Below are 20161 nucleotides of genomic sequence, written 5' to 3' on the forward strand. Positions count from 1 at the left end.
CATGCGCCTCACGTTTTCGCGCACCGGCCGCCTGCTCGTCGCGGCCGGCCTCGTGTCCCTGCTCGCCGCCTGCAACTCCGCCGGCCGCTCGACGCAGTACACCTCGCTCGAAGGCTACGTGCCCGATCCGACGCTGAAGACCGCGACGAAGACCAATCTGACCGGCCGCGTGCGCCACGCCTGCACGGTCACCCAGGCCCGGTTCCAGAAGGTCCCCGAAGACGCGCTCGCCGCGCCCTGCGGCTGCTATGCCGAGCGCACGCTCTCCGCCCTCGACAAGGACGAGATCGCCTCCTACCGCACCACCGGCTACTTCAACGACAGTGCTCGCGCCAAGGCGCTGAACGCGCTCGATAGCTGCAAGCTGCCGCGTCCGGTCTGATGGAATGAGGGGCGGCGTTTCGCGCCGTCCCTTCGAGAGAGGTGCAGGGCTCGAACCTGCACCTTTGACAAGGTCTCGGCCTTTCAGGGCCGGGATCTACAGCTTCTCGGTCGGCGTCTTGGTGTTCTTGCCGTCCGGCTTGGTCTTTTCCGGCTCGGCTGGCTTCGGGCAGATGGCCTGGAGGCTCTGCCACTCGGCCTCGGACAGGATGCCGGGTCCGGCCGGCTTCTTCCCCGCCAGTGACCGGATCCGCGCGGCCCGCTCCGCCGTGACCGGATGGGAGCGCAGGAACGAGGTTGCGTCCGGCTCCTCGTCGTCCTCGTCGGTGATACGCTCCAGGATCGCGGCGAGCGCAGCCCCGTCTCCGCCGGCCCGCTTCACGGCCGCCACCGCGTAGGCGTCCGCCGTCCGCTCCGCGTCGCGTGAGTAGCCCGCCGAGATCGCAGCCTGTCCGATCGTTGCCAGCACCGTCGAGCCGGTGAGATCGCCGAGCACGAGGCTCAGCAGGAACGAAGTGCCGCCCGCCGTGATCACCGAGCGCATCGGATCGCGGGCGGCGATGTGGCCGAACTCGTGCGCGAGGATGCCGGCCAGCTCATCGCCGCTTTTGGCCTTGGCGAGGATGTCGGAGAGCAGAATCACCCGGCCGCCCGGCAGGGCAAGCGCGTTGGCGACCTCGTGTCGGCGCACGCTCACCTGCGGTGTCATCGGCAGCGCCATGCCCTCCGAAAGTCGCGCCGTCAGCCGATCGAGCACCGCCCGCCCCCCCGCCTCGTTGCAGAGCGGCGGGTCGTCGAGCAGGCCGACGATCTGGGTATCGACGCTGCGCCCGAGTTGCGCTTCGATCGCCTGCGGGACCAAGGGGGCGAGCAGGTTCGAGGCCGCGGGCACGCCGTAGATGGCCGTCAGCAGCACGGAGACGCCCGCCGCGATCGACCAGAGCACGAGACGGGTGAGGCCGCCTCCGCTCTCGGTCCGGCTCAGGTCGGGACAGCGCGCCTTCAGGGCTTCGGCGAACGACGCGTCGGCGAACTCGACGCTCTCCGATCCCTGCGCGTGGTTGATCCGCATCAGGGGCGGGGCGGCGTCGGCGGCGCGCAGGTCGAGCAGGCTCCAGTCGCGGGAAACATCCTCGCCGGAGACTTCGAGCCGGAACGTCAGTCTCAGCGTCACCGGCCGGGGCCGGGCGCTGAGGCCGTCGAAGAACGTGCCGGTCGTGGTGATCGCTTCCATCGGCCGGCTAGAACCCGATCTCGAGAGCACCGCCGACATCGAGCGCGTCGGCCAGCCCTTCGTTGAGGCCGCTGGACGGAGCGCGCGTCGAGGCGAGCACCGCTTCCAGCTCCGGCAGGTTCTCGATCTGCATCGTGGTCGCCACCGCGTGCCACAGGCGCACCGTGATGATGCGGATATAGAGCACGTTCGTGCCGAGGATGGCCCCGAGATAGAGCAGCACGCTCGATGCGATGACGAAGGCGTGGATGCCCACATTCTCGCCGTCCGTGGCGATCAGCGGAACGAGTAGGGCGAAGATGATGCCGAGGACGATGATGAAGCCGATCACCGCCAGCATGTAGACGAGGTAGGGGAAGTAGAACTGACGCGCTTTCAGCGAGGAAGCCAGCCTTGCCTCGCCGAGATAGGCCGCATTGAGGAAGGCGCGGGTCTCGCGAGCCCGATAATAGGGGATCAGCAGCAGCGCCGTCGGGATCGACACGCTGGCGGCGATCCCGACGGCGCTGGCGTAGTAGACGAGCGGCGAGTCCTCGTAGGCCGGGTTGAAGATGAACGCGCTCTTCTCGGTCTCCGGATTGAGGATCAGCAGATCGCTCGGGATGTCGAACCCGGTCGCCGCCAGCAGCGCCGCGACGCTCAATAGAATCGGCAGCAGCGCGACGATGTAGAGCATCATCCACGGCGTCAGGATCGAGCGGCCGGTCGCGGTCGAGCGCATCCGGCTCCGGCCGATCAGTGTGTGGTCGATGCGGTAGCGCTCCAGCGCCGCGCGCATGAAGGGGAAGGCCAGACCGAGGCTGGCGAAGGTCGCGAGCCACCACAAGAAGGCGCGCCCGGCATAAGCGAAGCCCGAGCCGTCCTGGCCGAGGCGGATGCCGCGCCAGCGCGTGCGCGAGGCTCGGTAGCGCCGGCCGCGGAACAGCGCGTATTGCCCGAGTACGAACAGTCCGATGAAGGAGATCGGCGCGGCCAGGGTCGCCAGCACCGGGCTCAGGAGACCGATGACGAACAGGAGGATGTAGATCGGCACCAGGATGGCAAGCGCCACGAGGAAGCCGAGGAACAGCTCCTTTCCGGTGCCGAGATACTCGGCCGGGCTGCCGGCGACGACCGTGCGGCTCCAGAAGTATCGCCGCAGATTGGTGAAGTACCAGAACCGGTAGATCGAGAAGGTGATCAGCGAGAGCAGGAAGCCCTTGACGACGATGCCCGTCAGCCCCGGTGCCTTCCGGTCGAACGCAATCTCTCCCGTCCGCGCCCCAGCCGGGCTCGGCACGCCTGCCATCTGATTCATCGTCGCAGTCCCCCTCGTGCCGGGAGACTAGAATCCGCGCTGGTTGCGTTGCAACAGCCGGCGCACACAATCCTTGCTTCAGGAACGACCGATCCAGGGAAAGCCGATGCGGCGGCCACGCGTCTTCAGGTTTCATGGTTAATTTCACGTGAAAACCCCGTCGTGACCGTGTCTCGACGGGCATCTCCGGCCGATTGCAGACGCCGCACTCGGCTCCGATTCTCCCGCCCATCTCGCTGCGACGGCGCGCGCATCGATGCCGATGCCGGGCAACCTGCTACGTCCATTCAGAAAAAAACGCCGGGTCCGATCATGGGCCCGGCGTTCTCATGCAATGTCATCACGGGAGGAACGAACCATCCCTCCGGGGGATAAGCGAGCGCTTCAGCAGCAGCGAAAACCCGACGTGTTGCCGCCGCCGAAGCGAGCGTTCTCGCGGTTGCGAAAAAACTCCCGCTCGGTCATCGGCGCCTGATCGGGATGAGTCTTGGCGATATGGGCAACGTAAGTCCCGTAATCACCCTGACCCACCATCAGCCGCGCGCCGTCGCAAACGCACTTGTTGAAAGCCTGAAGGCGTTCGCGAAAGCTCTGCACCGACGTTGCGGTTCCGCTCATGACTGTCTCACTCCGCCGGGGCGAGATTGGAATCGGCTTCGAGTGCTGTCCAGCGATCGGCACGGTAGGCCTTCACGCAGGCCATGAGGCCGAACACCGCGATCGCGACGACGAGGCCGACGAAGAACACGGCCAGAGCCGCGTCGATGCGATCGTTGAAGACGATCTTGTGCATGTCCGCCATGCTCTTGGCCGGGCCGAGCACCTTGCCTTCCGCGATCGCCGTCGAGAAACGGTCGGCGTGCGAGAGGAAGCCGATCTTCGGGTCGGGCGAGAAGATCTTCTGCCAGCCGGCCGTCAGGGTGCAGATGCACAGCCAGACGGTCGGGATGATCGTGACGAAGGCATAGCGCTCGCGCTTCATCTTGAAGATCACGACGGTTGCCAGCGTCAGCGCGACGGCGGCCAGCATCTGGTTCGAGATGCCGAAGAGCGGCCACAGGGTGTAGATGCCGCCGAGCGGATCGGTAACGCCCTGATAGAGGAAGTAGCCCCAGGCGCTGACGCACAGGGCGGTAGCGACCACGCTCGGACCCCAGGCCGAGGTGTCCTTGAAGCGCGGCGAGAGCAGGCCGAGCAGGTCCTGCAGCATGAAGCGGCCGGCGCGGGTGCCCGCATCCACCGCGGTCAGGATGAACAGGGCCTCGAACAGGATCGCGAAGTGATACCAGAAGGCCATCATCGCCTTGCCGCCGATGGCCGAGGAAATGATGTGCGCCATGCCGACCGCGAGGGTCGGCGCGCCGCCGACACGCGAGATGATCGAGTGTTCGCCGACATCCTTGGCGGTCTGAGCGATGACGTCCGGAGCGATCGGGAAGCCGAGCGCCGTCACCGCGGCGGCGGCGGTTTCCGGCGTGCTGCCGAGCAGGGCGCCCGGAGAGTTCATGGTGAAATAGATGCCCGGGTCGATCACGCTGGCGGCCACCAGCGCCATGATCGCCACGAAGCTCTCCATCAGCATGCCGCCGTAGCCGATGAAGCGGGTGTCCATCTCGTTGTCGACGAGCTTCGGGGTCGTGCCCGACGAGATCAGCGCGTGGAAGCCCGAGACGGCGCCGCAGGCGATGGTGATGAACAGGAACGGAAACAGCGAGCCCGCCCAGACCGGCCCGGTGCCATCGATGAACTTCGTCGTGGCGGGCATCTGCATGTGCGGGGCGACGACGACGATGCCGAGCGCGAGGCCGATGATGGTGCCGATCTTGAGGAAGGTCGACAGGTAGTCACGCGGGGCCAGCAGCAGCCACACCGGCAGGATCGCCGCGACGAAGCCATAGCCGATCAGCATCCAAGTGAGCTGGGTGCCCGTGAAGGTGAAGGCGGGGCCCCAGGTGGGGTGTTCGTTGATCTGACCGCCGCCGAGGATCGCGGCCATGAGCAGGACGAAGCCGATGATCGACACTTCGCCGATCTTGCCCGGCCGGATGTAGCGGGCGTAGAGGCCCATCAGGATCGCGATCGGGATCGTCGCGCCGACGGTGAAGGTGCCCCAGGGGCTCTCGGCCAGGGCCTTCACCACGATCATCGCCAGCACGGCGAGTAGAATGACCATGATCATGAAGGTGCCGAACAGAGCGATCACGCCGGGAATCACCCCGAGCTCGGCCCGGATCAGCTCGCCCAGCGAGCGCCCATCGCGGCGCATCGAGATGAACAGGATCATGAAGTCCTGTACCGCGCCCGCGAGCACGACACCGGCGAGGATCCAGAGCATGCCGGGCAGGTAGCCCATCTGTGCCGCGAGCACCGGGCCGACCAACGGTCCGGCGCCGGCGATGGCCGCGAAGTGGTGGCCGAACAGGACCGATTTGTTGGTGGGGACGTAGTCGAGGCCATCGTTGTGACGGTGGGCCGGAGTCTCGCGCTTCGGATCGAGGCGCATCACCTTGTCGGCGATGAAGAGGGAATAGTAGCGGTAGGCGATGAGGTAGACGCAGACTGCGGCGACCACGACCCACAGGGCGTTGATCGCTTCACCCCGTTGTGTGGCGACCACCGCCAGCGCCGCAGCGCCCAATGCACCGACCAGGGCCCAGGGCCCATGCTTCTGTATTGCGCCCATGTGACGCCTCACTCCGTCATTGGCCGCATTCTTGATGCAGGCGGCCTTGTCCCGGATCTGTGTGGCGCAATTTTTCCTGTGATACCAGTTGCGGTGAGCACACAGGTGCTGGTTCCCTCGTCACGGTCGGTGACATCTTCTACCCCGCGTTACCCGAACCTTGGGATGAATACGCCGCGCCGCCACCAACGTCCGTGCGAAGCGCCGCTGGGAAAACGGGCATCCGGACGCGACCGATGTTCGGAACACGGCTTCCGTTCGATCCGAATCGGTTCAGCCGTGCGGAGCGCCTTCGAACGTCTCAATCGAGGACGATGACGCGGTTGGGGAGTTGGTTGTCGCCGTGGCTGGCCGGCAGCTCGGCCTTCAGCACGGCGCCGACCTGCTCCACCGCCGAGACGAGACCCTCACCGAGGGCTCCGCGTCCGGCCGCACCGAGCAGCTCCGAGACGATGGCGCGCCATTGCGCGTCCTCCACGCGGGCCCGCACACCCTTGTCGGCAACGATCTCGGCGTAGCGCTCCGCGAGGGCCACGTAGACGAGCACACCGGTGCGTCCCCGCGTTCCGGTGAGACCATGCGCAAAGAACTCGCGGCGGGCGGCGGCGTGGGCGCGCTCGCGCTGCCAGCGCCGCGGGGTGAGGGTGATCCGGAGACGCTCGTTCAGGGTCAGCATCAGCGTGACCAGCACGGTCGCCGCCTGAGCGAGCGCAATCTTGCCCGCACCGAGATCGGTGAGCAGAATCAGGGGCCAGGGCAGGGCCAGGGCGACCGCCAGGGCCAAAGCGAGGCCGGGGGAGCGATAGAGCCCGGCGCTGGCGGAGACCAGCACCACGATCTCGCCCGAGGTTCCGGTCTCTGCCCGCCCGATCGCTGCGGCGATCCGCTCCTGCGCGGCAGGATCGAGGATGCTCACGCTACCAGTCACCGGACGCTCCCCCGCCGCCGAACGAGCCGCCCCCGCCGGAGAATCCTCCGCCGCCGTCGGAAAAGCCGCCGCTCCAGCCGCCGGACGGTCCCGGGATCACCACGAAGCCGCCACCCCGGCCGCGTCGCCCGCCGCCGTTCATCCGCGTCAGCACGACGACGAGGGCGATGATGACCACGATCCAGAAGATCACCGTGACGGGATCGACCGTGTCCTCCCGCACCGGCGCGCGGCGCTGCCACTCGTCGGCATCGCCGGCGAGGATCGGAAGAATGGCGTCGACCCCCGCCTCCACGCCCCCGGAAAAGTCGCCCTGGCGGAAACGGGGCGTGATCGCCGTCGTGATGATCGTCTTCGACAGCGCATCGGTGAGCGCGCCTTCGAGCCCGTACCCGACCTCGATGCGGACCTTGCGCTCCTTCGGGGCCACCAGCAGCAGAACACCGTTGTTGGTCTTCTTCTGGCCGATGCCCCAAGCCCGGGCGAGACGGTTGGCGTAGTCCTCGACAGTGCGGTCCTGAAGGCTCGGCACGGTGGCGACCACGAGTTGATCGCCCGTCTTGTCCTCGTGGGCCTTGATCTTGCCGTCGATCCTCGCCCGCGTCTCCTGCGAGAGGATGCCGGCCGCATCCACCACCCGGCCCGTGAGTTTGGGGAAATCGGGCTCGGCCGCTTTGGCGAGACCCATGAGGCCGGCGACGACCAGCAGGGCGAGCCAGAGCGCCGGCAGCGGGCCGAATGCGGGGTGCCGAGCGGTCCGATCGGGGCGCGTCATCACCAGTTGACAGGACGAACTAAAACTTCACGTTCGGCGCGCGCTCTGCGCCCGGCGTCGAGGTGAAGGTCTCCATCGGCTTCGCCTCCGGATAGAACCACGAGGCGATCCACCGGCCGGGAATGGTGCGGATCTCCGTGTTGTAGGCCTGGACCGCCTGAATATAGTCGCGCCGCGCCACGGCGATCCGGTTTTCCGTTCCCTCGAGTTGCGACTGAAGGGCGAGGAAGTTCTGGTTCGATTTCAGGTCCGGATAGGCCTCGACCGAGGCGAGCAACCGTCCGAGCGCCCCCGAAAGCTGGTTCTGCGCCTCCTGGAACTGCTTGAACTTCTCCGGATCGCTGACCGTCGAGGCATCGACCTGGATGCTCGTCGCCTTGGCCCTGGCTTCCGTCACCCGGGTCAAGGTCTCCTGCTCCTGCTTGGCATAACCCTTCACCGTCTCGACGAGATTCGGGATCAGGTCGGCCCGACGCTGGTACTGGTTCTGCACCTCGCTCCAGGACGATTTCGCCTGCTCCTCCAGGCTCGGCACCCGGTTGATCGCCCCGCACCCTGCAAGGCATGCCGCCAGCCAGAGCGCCGCGAGCGCAGAGACGACGCGGCCGAGGATGGAGGGGCGGGCCGGGGCTGTGGGGCTGAGAGAGGGGGGCATGAGGTGTGGTCTCCGGGTGAGCTTGGCAGTCATAAGTAGGTGCAAAAGAGGGAATTCCAAGAAAGCGTGTCATCCTCAGGCAAGTGCGGGATCGGAGGTTCTGACGGCTACTCCAGTTGTGACCAACCGGCGCGGTCTGCGGCTCGATCTTGGTTGTCACTGGAACTGCTTCTGAAACAAGCCCTTGCGGGCCGATCAACCGATTTGACCGGGAGGCGCTGGACCTATGGCTCCCTTGCCGGTATTTGTCTGCGGGGCAGACTCTGAATTTGCACTACGATTTGCGAAGAAAAGGGCAAATAGGCATGGCAACTGAAATTGAAAAAGAAATACTTGAGACTATGCGTCTTGTAACTAAAGAGCATAAAAGCAGAACGAAGGGGACTATATATCCGTGGCTGGACGTTGCTCACGAATATCTCGTTAATGGTCATGAATTCCAAAAAGCATTTGACCGACTATCTGATGATGAATCAAGAAAAACTTTCCTGTGGATGCTTAGATATCGGTTGTCTGGCTATCTAACTCAGTCGAGAGATACAGCCGATATAGTGGCGCCTTTTATTATCAGTGAACGTTCTTGGAATCGCATGGGGAAAGTCGCGGCCGAAATGCCGGAAAGCTCTATGGAGGGCCATATCAACGTCGATATAATCGAAAATTTTGTTCTAGGAGGCTATGATCTGCCCGGTATTTGCGGCGTTGAATCTGGTGACGTCGTTTTGGATCTTGGCGCCTTCAATGGCAACTCTACTGTGGTTCTCGCACGCGCAGCTGGTGATGCGGGTAGGGTTCTTGCTTTCGAGCCCAACCCAAGCACGCGCGAGATGCTTGCACGTAATATGAAAATGCTCGATGTGAGCAACGTCGAAATCGTCGGCGCTGGTGTCTCGGATACAACTGGAATTGCTCGCTTTACTCAGTCTGGTGCAGCGTCACGCTTCGATCCGAACGGCAGCATCGAAGTTACAATTACAACTATCGACCGGTTTGTTGAAGAGCGGTCTCTAGCCGTCGATTTTCTAAAATTTGACATTGAGGGCTTCGAGAACCAAGCATTAGAGGGAGCGGTTAGGACCATTGTTCGAGACCGACCCAAAATGGCTATTAGTATTTACCACCTCCACTATGACGGCCATAAAATATTAAACTTTATCAATGATATTTGCCCATGGTATGAGTATTATGTTAGGCACAATAATCACGGTGAAGGAGAGGTTGTCCTCTTTTGCAAGCCGGTGGTAAGAGTTTCTCACAAATAGAGCAAAAATATCCCTCGCGGAAGGGAGTTTTCGTAAAACCCGCCCACAAATGGGTGGCGACTGGTTCGCCTCATCCATCTGTGGGCGGAATTTTATAGAGGGATTCAGTATAAATTTGCGGCTGATATAACTCCATTTGAAGCGTTAATATTTAAAATTTATATTTGAACTCCGAGAAAACTTCCAGGCCATGAACCCGGCAGCATTCGCAGAACAGATCAATTTTATCGACAGGTATCATTGCGTAGTTCCAAGCTGCCATGTCTGCGGAAATAAAGGGAGTATGAATTGCGCACGTGGGACGTAGGCGGAACGGAATATAATCAACAGTGGATAGGAGCTTGGACAGAGAATAAAACTCTCGCCTAGCTCCCGCCAGCATTTCTGCGAAAATGATCGGTCTATCAGTCTTTAAATAACGGAGTGCCCCCCGGAAAAATGATGCCTCGTGTCCTTCGATGTCAACTTTGACAACACTGATCTGGTCATCAAATCTAAAATTGTCAAGCTTTTGCTTTAGGATGGTGATAGTACTTTCATGGCTTTTAAAGCCCTCCTCTAGGGATGCGCTTGTTTCAAGCAATCCATGGCTTTTGTCCGGAATGTAAAGCGTTGCTTCTCCCTCGTCGTCGCTCAGGGCGCACTCTTGCACAGTTATTTGCGCTTCAACCGAATTGGCTATGATATTGCGGCGCAGGATATCTAGGGCGGCAGGTAGCGGCTCAAACGCCGTTACGCGTACACCGGGACGCGATTTAGCCGCCAAAATGGAGTAAAGGCCATTATTTGCACCAACATCAAGAAAACGTCCAGGCAGCCGGGAGACTACCGCCATGAGGATGAGTGGTAGTGGGGCCTCGTATGACCCTTCCGCCATTGTCCGTGCAACTAAATCCGCTCCTTCTGCAGAATCGAGGGTAAAATTTCTCCCAGCAAAAGTGAAATTGATTTGCTGATGTTGCTCGGATGCCATTTTAGCGCTCGCTTTGATTATCAGTAAATCTCGATTTCATCCAAGTGGAAAAAATCGCGGTTCATCAGAGACAGCTTGACGTATTGTGCTTCGGATTTCAGCCGTATAATCAGCGGATGCCCGTCAGCGCCACCAAATGGGGCGTGCGTCGAATTAATAAATATTGTTTTCCAACTCGCCCCGTCTTGCGAAACTTCTACTTTCAATGGGTAAGCGCGACCTGCAAACGCCCTGTTCTTTAAAGAATTGAAGACCCGGATTTCAGTCAATTCGCAGATATGACCGAGGTCGGTCTGCCAGTACGGGTTGTCTTCGAGATTGGTGTGGAAGCCATCGCTGCCCGTATGAACTCCGCTGATGGCGCCCTTCGCATCCTCATAGATATCCCCCTTCGACCAGGGGGAAGTCGAGCTTTGGTGCGGGGTGGAGCCCAGAGCCAGATTGGGCTTTTCATTCGGCTGGACGATTGTTGTTGCCCGCGCTCGACGGCGAACGATATTCTCTTGCCCGTTCCAATAATCGGCAAGAAATCGATCTTCCGTATGATTTAATATTGATATGAACTTATCGAGCGTGCCATCTGTGCTCGTTGCAACGTTGCCCCACATCGGTTGAAAATAGTAGGCTCCCAGTGTGCCGCGCCGAACGCGACGAATGAAATCTTCCCGCGATCGAAATAGGTAATGATATGTGATGGCGGTGTCGAAAATGGCTTGGCGCTTATTGGTGTCCGAAAGATATCGCTCTCCGGATTTCGGGAACTCCGATAGATATTCGTCCATTGGCTCGCCGAGAACGTTCATCGATCTCATTCTCGCCTGAACAGGTGCCGGCCAACGATGATTCAACATCGGGTCGGGTGGATAGCCAAGGAAGCGAAGATCGACGCAAGAGCTGCGTGTCATCGTCTTCACACATGGGTCCATGCGCTCAAGCAAATTTTCGCGCCGAATGAATTGGGTCAATGTGCTTCCCGCAGGGCGTTCCAGGAAGTCTTGAGGGCCAAACCAAATCCAGTTGAAGAATATGCAGTCTGCCTTATCTTCTCTTTCGGCCATGAATGTTTTTATGCTATTGGTCGGCTTGAGTGCGAGAAACTCGTCTCCATCAACAAACATAAACCATTCGCATTCATGCTTATGATTCGATAAAAAGTGCATCCAGCAGGAATCCTGCTGCCCTTGATAGGGAAGGTGATGAAATGTCACAAATGGCTCATCGCCCTCTATAAAAGAGATGATGCGGCTATACATCTCATAAGGATCATCGTCATTGCAGTATATATAACAGTGGTCGAAGCCAATCGACTTATAATATAGCAGCCATTCTACAACAGTTTCTGTTTCCCACCTCGAGGAATTTAAAACAACATGCTGGTATTTCGGGCGTTGTATTTCTGACACGACGTTAGGCTCCATGATAACTTTACGATTCATGTGATGGGATTCCTAAAAACTATCCTCCTGATCAGGTGTAGCTGTGTCCCATCTACGCATCGAAAGCCAATGACGACACTTCGCATTTTCCAAAATCGCTGATAGACAAGCCCATGAGTGTGCGAAAAGTCAGCATGCGAACGGTTGATAGCGCCTCGCGCGCGGGTGCGCCATGCCTGCCATGAGCGATGTGTCGGCGGGCGTCATTTCCCCGCCCGTAGCACGCCCCCGCGTCACCATCACCTACTGCACGCAGTGCCAATGGCTCCTGCGTGCGGCGTGGATGGCGCAGGAGCTTCTGTCAACCTTCCGCGATGATCTTGGCGAGGTCGCCCTGCGGCCCGGCACGGGCGGGGTGTTCGTGATCGCGTTCGATACGGAGGTTATCTGGGAACGGGTGCGCGATGGCGGCTTTCCCGAGGTGAAGGTGCTTAAGCAGCGGGTCCGGGACCGGCTCGATCCGGGCCGGGATCTCGGGCATGTCGATCGGGCCGGGCGGGAGGGCTGAGCCGGGGCAGTTGGCACGCCCACCCGCGCTGGGGCATGATGGGCGGGCGCCATCCCTCAAAACCCTTCAGCGCAACGCCGCGGGACGCCTTGATCCGACGCATACTCTCCCGGCTCGGCCAGCGTGGCTTCTCCACGCAGTTCTACCTCATCATGCTCGTCATCGCGCTGATCGGCCCCGGCTTGATCTTCACCGCGATCCTGCTGACCCGCTACGCCGCCACCGAGCGCGCCCGCTTCGAGCAGGATGCCCGGGAGAACGTCCGCGGGATCGCCCTGTCGATCGACCGCGACACCGCCGGGCTGGTCTCGGTGCTGCAGACGCTGGCCACCTCGCCGCGGCTCAGGGACGGCGAGTTCGCCAATTTCGAAAATCAGGCCCGACTCGTGCGCGAGGCCGTCGGCCTCGATCTCGTGCTGCGGCGGCCGGACGGACAGCAGCTCGTCAACACCGCCCTCAAGCCGGGCGCACCGCTACCGGTGAGCACGCTGCCCACCGACCGCGAACTCATCGAGAGCGGGCAGCGCTCCATGGTCACCGGCTATCTCGCCGGGGCCATGCCGGATCAGGCGCATTACGCCGTCGCAGTGCCGGTGCGGATCGAGGAGACGCCCGCCTTCATTCTCAGCTTCTCGGTGCCCCTGAGCCGCATCGCCGGCATCCTCGCCCGCGAACAGGTCCGGGGTTGGGTCACGGGGGTGTCGGATCGCGACGGCGTCGTGCTCGCGCGCCTGCCCGAGATGCCGGGCGTGATCGGGTATCCTCGGCTCGCGACCCTGCGCCAGACGATGACGGGCACGCCGGGTGTCTGGGAGGGGCGCGACCGCAATTTCAAGCCCGTCACCGTGGTCGAGGCGCGCTCGCGGCTCAACGGCTGGACCGTGGGGGCGAGCATCCCGCGCGAACTGGTCGAAGCGCGGCTGCGGCGCTGGATCTGGGCCTTCGGCGGCTTCGGCCTTCTCGTGCTCGCCACCTCCTCGGTGCTCGCCGTCCATCTGTGGTCGCGGGTCTCGAAGCCCCTGCGCCAACTCGCGGCGACGGGGCCGGCTCTTGCGCGGGGGCAGGCGATCCCGCGGATCGCCTCGCCGATCCACGAGATCCGCCGCCTCGCCGACGTGCTCTCGGAAGCCTCGCTGCGGCTGCGGACCCGCAGCGAGGAGCGCGACCGGGCACTCGCCGAGACCCAGCGCGGCCTCGCGGCTTTGCGCGAGAGCGAGGCGCGCTTCCGCCACATGGCCGACTCGGCCCCGGCGCTGATCTGGATGACCGACGAGACCGCGGAGGTGGTCTTCGCCAACATGCATTTCGACCACCTGTTCGGCCGCCCGGCGGCGGAGATGGCCGGCGGCGGCTGGGCGTCGATCGTGCATCCGCCGGACCTGCCGGCTTTCCAGGAGACGTTCCAGGAGGCGTTCGAGCACCGGCATCCGTTCCGGGCCGAGATGCGGGTCATCGATCGCAACGGGGAGATCCGCTGGCTGCGCTGCGAGGGCGTGCCGCGCCTCGACGACCACGGCACCTTCCTCGGCTTCACCGGATGCAGCGTCGATGTCACCGACGCCAAGCGGGCCGAGGAGCATCTGCGCCTGCTCATCAACGAACTGAACCACCGGGTGAAGAACACCCTGGCCACCGTCCAATCGATCGCCATGCAGTCCCTGCGCGGGCTCGACGGCGAGGAGGCGCTCGCGGCCCGCGCCGCCTTCGAGGCGCGGCTGCTGGCGCTCGCCCGCGCCCACGACGTGCTGACCCGCGAGAGCTGGGAGGGCGCCGAGCTGAAGACCGTGGTGGGCGACGCGATCCGCCCGCTGGAGGCGGGAGAGGGGCAGGAATCGCGCTTCGTCGTATCGGGCCCGCGCCTGCGGCTCGCGCCGCGGCTGGCTCTGTCCATCGCCATGGCCCTGCACGAACTCGGCACCAACGCCGTCAAGTACGGGGCTTTGTCCAAGGAGGGCGGGCGGGTGACGATCACCTGGACCGTGCAGCGCCGGCCCGAACTCTCGCTGTCCCTGCGCTGGACCGAGAGCGGCGGCCCGCCGGTCTCACCGCCGACCCGCCGCGGCTTCGGCTCGCGCCTGATCGAGCGCAGCCTTGCCCGTGAACTCGCGGGGCGGGTCGAGCTGCTCTACGAGCCGGACGGCGTCGTCTGCACCATCGATGCGCCGGTGCCGCCGCCGGGCTTGCTGGAGCGCAAGGGCGGCACGCAACTCGCCGCGACAAAGCCGCTGCCGCTGGCGGGGTGAGGGGCGCTCTCGGAACGGCCCGTGCCGGGCCCCTACTGGCTGGATTACTGGAACGTCATCGGGTCCGGCCCGATTCGTCCGTCGGCCCGGTCGAGACCGGCGATGGCCGCGTGGTCCTCTTGCGTGAGCGAGAAGCCGAACACGTCGATATTCTCGTGCATCCGGGCGGGCGTGGCGGATTTCGGGATCGCGACGAAGCCGTTCTCGATATGCCAGCGCAGCACCACCTGGGCCGGGCTGCGCCCGAGCCGATCGGCGATCCGGGTGATGGCGGGTTCATCCAGCACCTGCGCCTGACCTAAGGGGCTCCAGGCTTCCGTGACGATGCCGAGCCGGGCATGGGCCGCGCGCAAGGTGCGTTGCTGGAACCGCGGATGCAGCTCGATCTGGTTGAGGGCAGGGGTGACGCCGGTCTCATTCACGAGCCGTTCGAGCTGATCCTCGGTGAAGTTCGAGACGCCGATCGAGGCGGCACGACCCTCCTCCCGCAAGCGGATCAGCGCGCGCCAGCTGTCGAGATAGAGCCCCCGGTCGGGGCAGGGCCAGTGGATCAGGTAGAGATCGACATGGTCCAGCCCCAGCCGGGCGAGGCTGTCGTCGAAGGCGTGCCGCGTCGCATCGTAGCCCTGAGCGTCGTTCCAGAGTTTCGTCGTCACGAACACCTCGGCCCGAGACACGATCGTCTCCCGCAGGCCCCGCCCGACGCCGCCCTCGTTGCCGTAGGCTGCGGCGGTATCGATCGAGCGATAACCGCTGCCGAGCGCCGTTCCGACGAGGGCGGGCGTCTCCGCCTCTTGCAGACGCCAGACGCCGAAGCCGAGCTGGGGGATGGAGCGCCCGTCGTTGAGAGCGATCTGCGGCACGGGATCGGGGGCTGTCATGGCGTCTTTATTCTCATGCGCTGCCCGAGCGACAGGCCGAAGGCAGGGCACAGAGAATCGGCACGATCCTGCCTGTCGTACAGGCATCCTTCCGGGGGGCAGGCCTGCGCGCGCGTCAGAGCCCGGCGCGCGTCATGTCCCCAGCGGCTTCGTGATCGGGCATCCTGACGAGGTGCAGATAGGTCGGATCGAAGTCGCAGAACGCCTGCAGGCGCTTGACGTCCGGAACGTGCAGCCGGCGCTCCTTCAATTGGATCAGCCCGGCGAGGCGCAGGTCGCGCAGGATGCGGCTGACATGGATCGTCGTGATGCCGAGGATGTCGGCGAGCATCGGCTGGGTCAGAGGCAACGGGCAGTCGCGCTCCCCGGCCGTGCCGACGAGCTGCTGCCGCAGCAGCAATTCGCAGAACAGGTGGGCGATGCGCTTGTCGGCGGAGCGCTGGCCCATGCTGGCGAGCCATTCCCGCAGGATGCTCTCATCGACTAGCGTCGCCCACCACAGCGCCCGGGCGAGACGCGAATCGCGGAAGACCAGAGCGTCGACCCGGTCCTGCGGGATGTCGGCGACGGTGCAGGCGGTCAGTGCGGCGATGTAGTGGTCGGACGGGCCGAGCACGATCGATTGCAGGTCGCAGAAATCACCCGGCAGGAGCAGGCCGAGGATCTGGCGCTGTCCGTCATCGATGAGCTTGTAGCGGAAGGCGTAGCCTTCGAGGACGAGGTGGACACCCGCCGCCCGATCGCCGGCCCGCACGATATCCTGCTGTGACTCCAGGCTGCGGCGGGATCGGGACAGGTCGGCCAAAATGGCTCGATCCCCGGCATCGAGATCGGCGCCGTAGCGAAGCCGAAGGATCAGAGGGTTCGTGCGCGTGAGCGTCACAGTCGCGTCCATGGACGCTCAACGCGGATCGCGCCGTTCCGTGCCATGAAAGCGAACGGAGGGTCGCGAGAAACCACCCCTGAGGATGCGATGTTCCCGCAAGAGTGTCGGGCCAAGGGTGTCGCGCGTTATGCCAAATCCGATCGGTTCCCTCGGGAGGGCGGATATGGGCTTCGCTCGATCGCCGCGTGGGCTGGCCGACACGGTTGCCCGCCTCGTGCCGCTCACGAAACTCCCGCTGGGCCGTCATCGCCAGAGGGAGAACGGTCAGAGATCGGGCGTGGTGTGAGGCACTCTTGGTCCGGGCGGAAACCGTGTCCGCCGCGTCTCAGGCCGCCTTCCAGCGGCGGGCGGTGTGGTTGCCGAAGGCGCGGGCGTAGAGGTTGCAGTAGTTCAGCGCCGCCCCATCCCAGCCGAAGGAGCGGGACATGGCGCTGCGCCGCATGGTGTTGAGGCGCTTCTTCTGGCCGAAGGTCTCGAAGGCGCGGCGGATCGCCGAGGTCAGCCCCATCGGCGAGGCCTCACCGAAGGTGAAGCCGGTGACGCCGTCCTCCACCGTATCGTTGAGGCCACCGGTGCGGCGCACGATCGGCAGGGAGCCGAAGCGCTGCGCGTACATCTGGGCCAGCCCGCAGGGTTCGAAGCGCGAGGGCATCAGAAGGAAATCGCTGCCGGCGAAGATGCGGCGCGCCTCGGTTTCGCGGAAGCCGACATGGACGCCGACATTCTCGGGATGGCGCCCGGCCAGATCGCGCAGGGCCTCCTCGAACCGGCCCTCGCCCTGGCCGATCACCACGAGCTGGCCGCCCTCGGCAACGATCGATTCGGCGGCGCCGATGCTGAGGTCGATCCCCTTCTGGTGCACGAGGCGCGAGACGATGGCGAAGAGCGGCCCGCGGGAGACCGCCATGCCGAACGCCTTGCGCACCTCGTCGGCATTGGCCCGCTTGCCCTTCCAGTCGTCGGGCTCGAAGCGGGTGGCGAGGTGCGGGTCCGTGCGCGGATCCCAGCTCTCGTCGATGCCGTTGAGAATGCCGGTCAGGCGGCCCTGCGCGGCGCGGGTGCGGAGCAAGCCGTCGAGACCACAGCCGCCCTCGGACGTGGTGATCTCGCGGGCATAGGTCTCGCTCACCGTGGTGACGTGCGAGGCGTGATAGATGCCGGCCTTGAGGAAGGAGAGCTGCCCGTAGAACTCGACGCCATCCATCTGGAAGGCGTGGTCCGGTACGCCGACCCGGCCGAGATTGTCGCGGTGGAAAAGCCCCTGGTAGGCGAGATTGTGGATCGTCAGCACGCTCGGGCGGCGGATGCCGAGCCAGGACAGGTAGGCCGGCGCCAGCGCGGTCTGCCAATCGTTGAGATGCAGCAGGTCGGCCGACCAGAACGGGTCGATGCCGCCGGCCAGTTCCGCCGCCGCCCGGCTGAGGCGGGCAAACCGCAGGTCGTTGTCGCCGAAATCGCCTCGCTCGTCGCCGTAGGGCGTGCCGTCGCGCTCGTACAGATCGGGGGCGACCAGCACGTAGAGGCCGAGGCCGTCCGGCGTGGTGCCGAAGCCGAGTTCGCAACCCGGAACGCTGGCGAAGCTGCCGAGCCGGGCGATCATGGTCAGGTTGTCGAGCCCGGCGAGCACTTGGGCGTAGCCGGGGATGAGGACGCGGACGTCATAGTGGCGGCGCAGGGAGCGGGGCAGGGCGCCCGCGACCTCGCCGAGGCCGCCGGTCTTCACGAAATCCGCCATCTCAGGGGTGGCGTAGAGAATGCGGGGGAGGAGGGCGTTGCCGAATCTCGGCTCGGGATCGAAGGCGGAGGTCGGTGGCGGCGGATCGGCGACCTGGAGCCCACCGAGATCCACGTACGCCATCGACTCGCCCCTACGCCACCCGCGCGGCCCTTGAAGGGCGGGAACCGCCGCTGCTACGCTCGGCATTGAAATGCTCCGGAAGGCAATCCGTTCCGTTGCATCGCACAATTCAGGCCACGTTCGGACCAATATTTTTGAGCGGACGCCTGCGCTTCCATCATGGGTTGTCTGCGCTGGGAGAATAGCGAAAGCGTGCTGCGTATCCCTCCCGGTATTGGCTGGGTCGAATGCGCAGGGTGCAGCGCGGCAACACTCCGTCCTATCGGCTTGCTGGCTTGAGGATGACGCCCTCGTCCGGTGCGAGCCGGGCCTCGCCGTCGGCCCTGTCGCCCACCCGTCCCGGAAGGGTCGAGAGCAGGATCGTCCAGCCCCCATCCTCCAAGGGGATCGTCCGTTCCACGCTGCCGAAGTTGAGCAGGATGCGTAAGACGGCGCCACCCGAGACGCGCTCGAAGGCAAAGACCTCGGCGGCGAGATCCGGTGAGAGGGTCAGGCTGCGCCAATCCCCGACCGACAGGGCCGGATGATCGCGGCGCAGGGACAGGAGCCGGCGGTAGAGGGTCAGGATCGAGCGGGCATCGTCGCGCATCTTATCGACGTTGCGCCGCTCCGCATCCGCGCTGAGCGGCAGCCACGGCGTACCGGTGGTGAAGCCCGCATTCGGGGCGTCCTCCCACTGCATCGGCGTGCGTTCGGGGTCCCGCCCGTGGCCGGGCTCGTTGCGCCCCCACGGGTCCTGTGCCCGCTCGGGCGGCACCGGAACGTGAGCGAGGCCGATCTCATCGCCGTAATAGAGCGTCGGCGTGCCGCGCAGCGTCAGCAGAAGCATCGCCGCGATCCGCGCCTGCGCCTCGCCGACGCGGGCGGCGATGCGAGGCTGATCGTGGTTGCCGAGCACCCAGTTCGGCCAGCCGCCCTCGGGTAGGGCGGCTTCGTATTCCGTCACCAGGGCGGCCACCGCCTCGGCGCGCCACGGCGTCTGGATGAGCTGGAAGTTGAACGGCAGGTCGGCCCCGGTCAGGCCGGGCCCGTAATAGGCCACCAGCCGCTCGATCGGCAGATAGATCTCGCCGATCAGCACCCGCTCGCCGTATTCGCGCAGGACCGCGCGCATTCCGGCGATGACGTCGAGCACCTCCGGCCGGTCGCAGGAGAAAACCTGCTGGAAGCGGTTGATCCCGGCCTGATGCGGCTGGAAATCGGGGTTGTGCGGGTTGTCGCGAAATCCCTCGTCCTTGATCAGGTGCCAGATCACATCGACGCGGAAGCCGTCCACGCCGCGCGCCAGCCAGAAGCGGAGGGCGTCGTGCATCGCCGCCCGCACGTCGGGGTTGCGCCAGTTCAGGTCCGGCTGCTCGGGCAGGAAGGCGTGGTAGTAGTACTGGCCGGTGGCCGGATCGCGGGTCCAGGCCGGGCCGCCGAAATTCGAGAGCCAGTTGTTGGGCGGTCCGCCGTCGGGAGCGGGATCGCGCCAGATGTACCAGTCGCGCTTGCGTGCCTGGCGGCTCGCCCGGCTCTCGGTGAACCACGGATGCTCGATCGAGCTGTGGTTGGGCACGAAGTCGAGAATCACCCGGAGCTTGCGCCGATGCGCCTCGGCAATCAGCGCGTCGAAATCCTCCAGCGTGCCGAACAGCGGATCGACCGCGCAGTAATCGGCCACGTCGTAGCCGAAATCGGCCATCGGCGAGCGGTAGAACGGCGAGATCCACACCGCATCGACGCCGAGCCATGCGAGGTAATCCAGCCGTGCCGCGATCCCCCGAAGGTCGCCGACGCCATCGCCGTCCGTGTCCTGGAACGAGCGGGGATAGACCTGATAGACTGTCCCGCTCTGCCACCAAGCCGCTTCGGAGCCGTTCGTCCCAGATACTGGACCGCCCATCGAACCTCCCGCGATGTTGCCGCGATGCTGCCATCGACGCCGTGCGCATCATTCAAGGGTCGGTTAGGGCCGTTCAGCAAGCCTTCAAGCGGCCGGCGTCATCTCTCATGCGAGGCGGCGCCGATGCACCGGCTCTGTGTCTACAGTGACACAGAGGGTCGGGCACACGACTTGCGAATGATGTGTTTGCACGCATGTGTCTCGACAAGTCCGCCGGCCGGCAACACCATGGTGGCGCAGGGCGACAGACCACGTCGCGGATCATCGTGCCGCCGC

17 protein-coding genes are annotated in these 20161 nt (G+C 64.2%); 4 read left to right on the forward strand and 13 right to left on the reverse strand.

Translation table 11 applies throughout. The features are described from left to right. The first annotated feature begins 1 nt into the window (after position 1). Positions 2 to 382: a hypothetical protein gene (locus E4V01_RS05610; RefSeq protein ID WP_060769592.1), complete on the forward strand. Its 381-nt coding sequence runs from the start codon at positions 2 to 4 to the stop codon at positions 380 to 382. Between the two features lie 96 nt (positions 383 to 478). Here E4V01_RS05610 and E4V01_RS05615 read toward each other — a convergent pair whose 3' ends face one another. The 7 genes from E4V01_RS05615 to E4V01_RS05645 form a co-directional block, all read right to left on the reverse strand. After that, positions 479 to 1615, reverse strand: a complete 1137-nt coding sequence (locus E4V01_RS05615; protein ID WP_135297671.1) for a M48 family metallopeptidase — start codon at positions 1613 to 1615, stop codon at positions 479 to 481. A 7-nt stretch (positions 1616 to 1622) separates the two neighbouring features. After that, positions 1623 to 2912: a YjgN family protein gene (locus E4V01_RS05620; RefSeq protein ID WP_135297672.1), complete on the reverse strand. Its 1290-nt coding sequence runs from the start codon at positions 2910 to 2912 to the stop codon at positions 1623 to 1625. 384 nt (positions 2913 to 3296) lie between these two features. Beyond that, entirely contained in the window at positions 3297 to 3530 is a 234-nt protein-coding gene (locus tag E4V01_RS05625) for a YbdD/YjiX family protein (protein ID WP_060769595.1), read from the reverse strand. A 7-nt stretch (positions 3531 to 3537) separates the two neighbouring features. Further along, positions 3538 to 5595 carry a carbon starvation CstA family protein gene (locus E4V01_RS05630; RefSeq protein ID WP_060769596.1) on the reverse strand — a complete coding sequence of 686 codons (2058 nt, stop codon included), beginning with the start codon at positions 5593 to 5595 and terminating at the stop codon, positions 3538 to 3540. 301 nt (positions 5596 to 5896) lie between these two features. After that, positions 5897 to 6523: a TPM domain-containing protein gene (locus E4V01_RS05635; protein WP_135297673.1), complete on the reverse strand. Its 627-nt coding sequence runs from the start codon at positions 6521 to 6523 to the stop codon at positions 5897 to 5899. Continuing rightward, the gene (locus tag E4V01_RS05640; protein ID WP_135297674.1) at positions 6513 to 7298 is read right to left on the reverse strand and encodes a YgcG family protein; all 786 of its coding nucleotides are present in this window, start codon (positions 7296 to 7298) and stop codon (positions 6513 to 6515) included. The genes E4V01_RS05635 and E4V01_RS05640 overlap by 11 nt, the downstream gene beginning before the upstream one ends. Before the next feature lie 19 nt (positions 7299 to 7317). Then, entirely contained in the window at positions 7318 to 7953 is a 636-nt protein-coding gene (locus E4V01_RS05645) for a LemA family protein (protein WP_135297675.1), read from the reverse strand. Between the two features lie 305 nt (positions 7954 to 8258). Here E4V01_RS05645 and E4V01_RS05650 point away from each other — a divergent pair, with 305 nt between their 5' ends. After that, entirely contained in the window at positions 8259 to 9215 is a 957-nt protein-coding gene (locus E4V01_RS05650) for an FkbM family methyltransferase (protein ID WP_135297676.1), read from the forward strand. A gap of 151 nt (positions 9216 to 9366) precedes the next feature. Here the strand turns inward: E4V01_RS05650 and E4V01_RS05655 are convergent, their stop codons facing one another. Both E4V01_RS05655 and E4V01_RS05660 read right to left on the reverse strand, forming a co-directional pair. Beyond that, positions 9367 to 10188: an FkbM family methyltransferase gene (locus E4V01_RS05655; RefSeq protein WP_135297677.1), complete on the reverse strand. Its 822-nt coding sequence runs from the start codon at positions 10186 to 10188 to the stop codon at positions 9367 to 9369. 20 nt (positions 10189 to 10208) lie between these two features. Further along, positions 10209 to 11624, reverse strand: a complete 1416-nt coding sequence (locus tag E4V01_RS05660) for a glycosyltransferase family 2 protein (RefSeq protein ID WP_245517430.1) — start codon at positions 11622 to 11624, stop codon at positions 10209 to 10211. Positions 11625 to 11796: 172 nt separating this feature from the next. On the opposite strand from E4V01_RS05660, the gene E4V01_RS05665 reads away from it, so the two are divergent. Continuing rightward, positions 11797 to 12132 carry a SelT/SelW/SelH family protein gene (locus tag E4V01_RS05665; protein WP_371688511.1) on the forward strand — a complete coding sequence of 112 codons (336 nt, stop codon included), beginning with the start codon at positions 11797 to 11799 and terminating at the stop codon, positions 12130 to 12132. 101 nt (positions 12133 to 12233) lie between these two features. Next, positions 12234 to 14375: a sensor histidine kinase gene (locus E4V01_RS05670; RefSeq protein WP_135297763.1), complete on the forward strand. Its 2142-nt coding sequence runs from the start codon at positions 12234 to 12236 to the stop codon at positions 14373 to 14375. A gap of 44 nt (positions 14376 to 14419) precedes the next feature. Here E4V01_RS05670 and E4V01_RS05675 read toward each other — a convergent pair whose 3' ends face one another. The 4 genes from E4V01_RS05675 to E4V01_RS05690 all read right to left on the reverse strand — a co-directional run bounded on the left by E4V01_RS05675 (position 14420) and on the right by E4V01_RS05690 (position 19885). After that, on the reverse strand, positions 14420 to 15256 hold the full coding sequence (locus tag E4V01_RS05675; protein ID WP_135297678.1) for an aldo/keto reductase: 837 nt from the start codon (positions 15254 to 15256) through the stop codon (positions 14420 to 14422). A 115-nt stretch (positions 15257 to 15371) separates the two neighbouring features. Continuing rightward, positions 15372 to 16151 (reverse strand): Crp/Fnr family transcriptional regulator, encoded by a 780-nt coding sequence (locus tag E4V01_RS05680; protein WP_135297679.1) that lies wholly within the window; start codon positions 16149 to 16151, stop codon positions 15372 to 15374. Between the two features lie 316 nt (positions 16152 to 16467). Then, a complete protein-coding gene (gene glgA / locus E4V01_RS05685) occupies positions 16468 to 18000 on the reverse strand; it encodes a glycogen synthase GlgA (RefSeq protein WP_135297680.1) in 1533 nt (510 codons plus the stop codon). A 259-nt stretch (positions 18001 to 18259) separates the two neighbouring features. Continuing rightward, positions 18260 to 19885, reverse strand: a complete 1626-nt coding sequence (locus E4V01_RS05690) for an alpha-amylase family glycosyl hydrolase (RefSeq protein ID WP_135297681.1) — start codon at positions 19883 to 19885, stop codon at positions 18260 to 18262. Positions 19886 to 20161: the final 276 nt, after the last annotated feature.

The sequence above is a fragment of the Methylorubrum sp. Q1 genome (assembly GCF_004683995.1).
In the GTDB taxonomy this organism is placed as follows: domain Bacteria; phylum Pseudomonadota; class Alphaproteobacteria; order Rhizobiales; family Beijerinckiaceae; genus Methylobacterium.

What these genes read in the sequence shown, in the direction of transcription:
- E4V01_RS05645 (WP_135297675.1), bottom strand. Translation starts at nt 7,953, where the DNA reads ATGCCCCCCTCTCTCAGCCCCACAGCCCCGGCCCGCCCCTCCATCCTC.
- E4V01_RS05640 (WP_135297674.1), bottom strand. Translation starts at nt 7,298, where the DNA reads ATGACGCGCCCCGATCGGACCGCTCGGCACCCCGCATTCGGCCCGCTG.
- E4V01_RS05650 (WP_135297676.1), top strand. Translation starts at nt 8,259, where the DNA reads ATGGCAACTGAAATTGAAAAAGAAATACTTGAGACTATGCGTCTTGTA.
- E4V01_RS05630 (WP_060769596.1), bottom strand. Translation starts at nt 5,595, where the DNA reads ATGGGCGCAATACAGAAGCATGGGCCCTGGGCCCTGGTCGGTGCATTG.
- glgA (WP_135297680.1), bottom strand. Translation starts at nt 18,000, where the DNA reads ATGGCGTACGTGGATCTCGGTGGGCTCCAGGTCGCCGATCCGCCGCCA.
- E4V01_RS05680 (WP_135297679.1), bottom strand. Translation starts at nt 16,151, where the DNA reads ATGGACGCGACTGTGACGCTCACGCGCACGAACCCTCTGATCCTTCGG.
- E4V01_RS05690 (WP_135297681.1), bottom strand. Translation starts at nt 19,885, where the DNA reads ATGGGCGGTCCAGTATCTGGGACGAACGGCTCCGAAGCGGCTTGGTGG.
- E4V01_RS05615 (WP_135297671.1), bottom strand. Translation starts at nt 1,615, where the DNA reads ATGGAAGCGATCACCACGACCGGCACGTTCTTCGACGGCCTCAGCGCC.
- E4V01_RS05610 (WP_060769592.1), top strand. Translation starts at nt 2, where the DNA reads ATGCGCCTCACGTTTTCGCGCACCGGCCGCCTGCTCGTCGCGGCCGGC.
- E4V01_RS05620 (WP_135297672.1), bottom strand. Translation starts at nt 2,912, where the DNA reads ATGAATCAGATGGCAGGCGTGCCGAGCCCGGCTGGGGCGCGGACGGGA.
- E4V01_RS05675 (WP_135297678.1), bottom strand. Translation starts at nt 15,256, where the DNA reads ATGACAGCCCCCGATCCCGTGCCGCAGATCGCTCTCAACGACGGGCGC.
- E4V01_RS05625 (WP_060769595.1), bottom strand. Translation starts at nt 3,530, where the DNA reads ATGAGCGGAACCGCAACGTCGGTGCAGAGCTTTCGCGAACGCCTTCAG.
- E4V01_RS05655 (WP_135297677.1), bottom strand. Translation starts at nt 10,188, where the DNA reads ATGGCATCCGAGCAACATCAGCAAATCAATTTCACTTTTGCTGGGAGA.
- E4V01_RS05665 (WP_371688511.1), top strand. Translation starts at nt 11,797, where the DNA reads ATGCCTGCCATGAGCGATGTGTCGGCGGGCGTCATTTCCCCGCCCGTA.
- E4V01_RS05660 (WP_245517430.1), bottom strand. Translation starts at nt 11,624, where the DNA reads ATGAATCGTAAAGTTATCATGGAGCCTAACGTCGTGTCAGAAATACAA.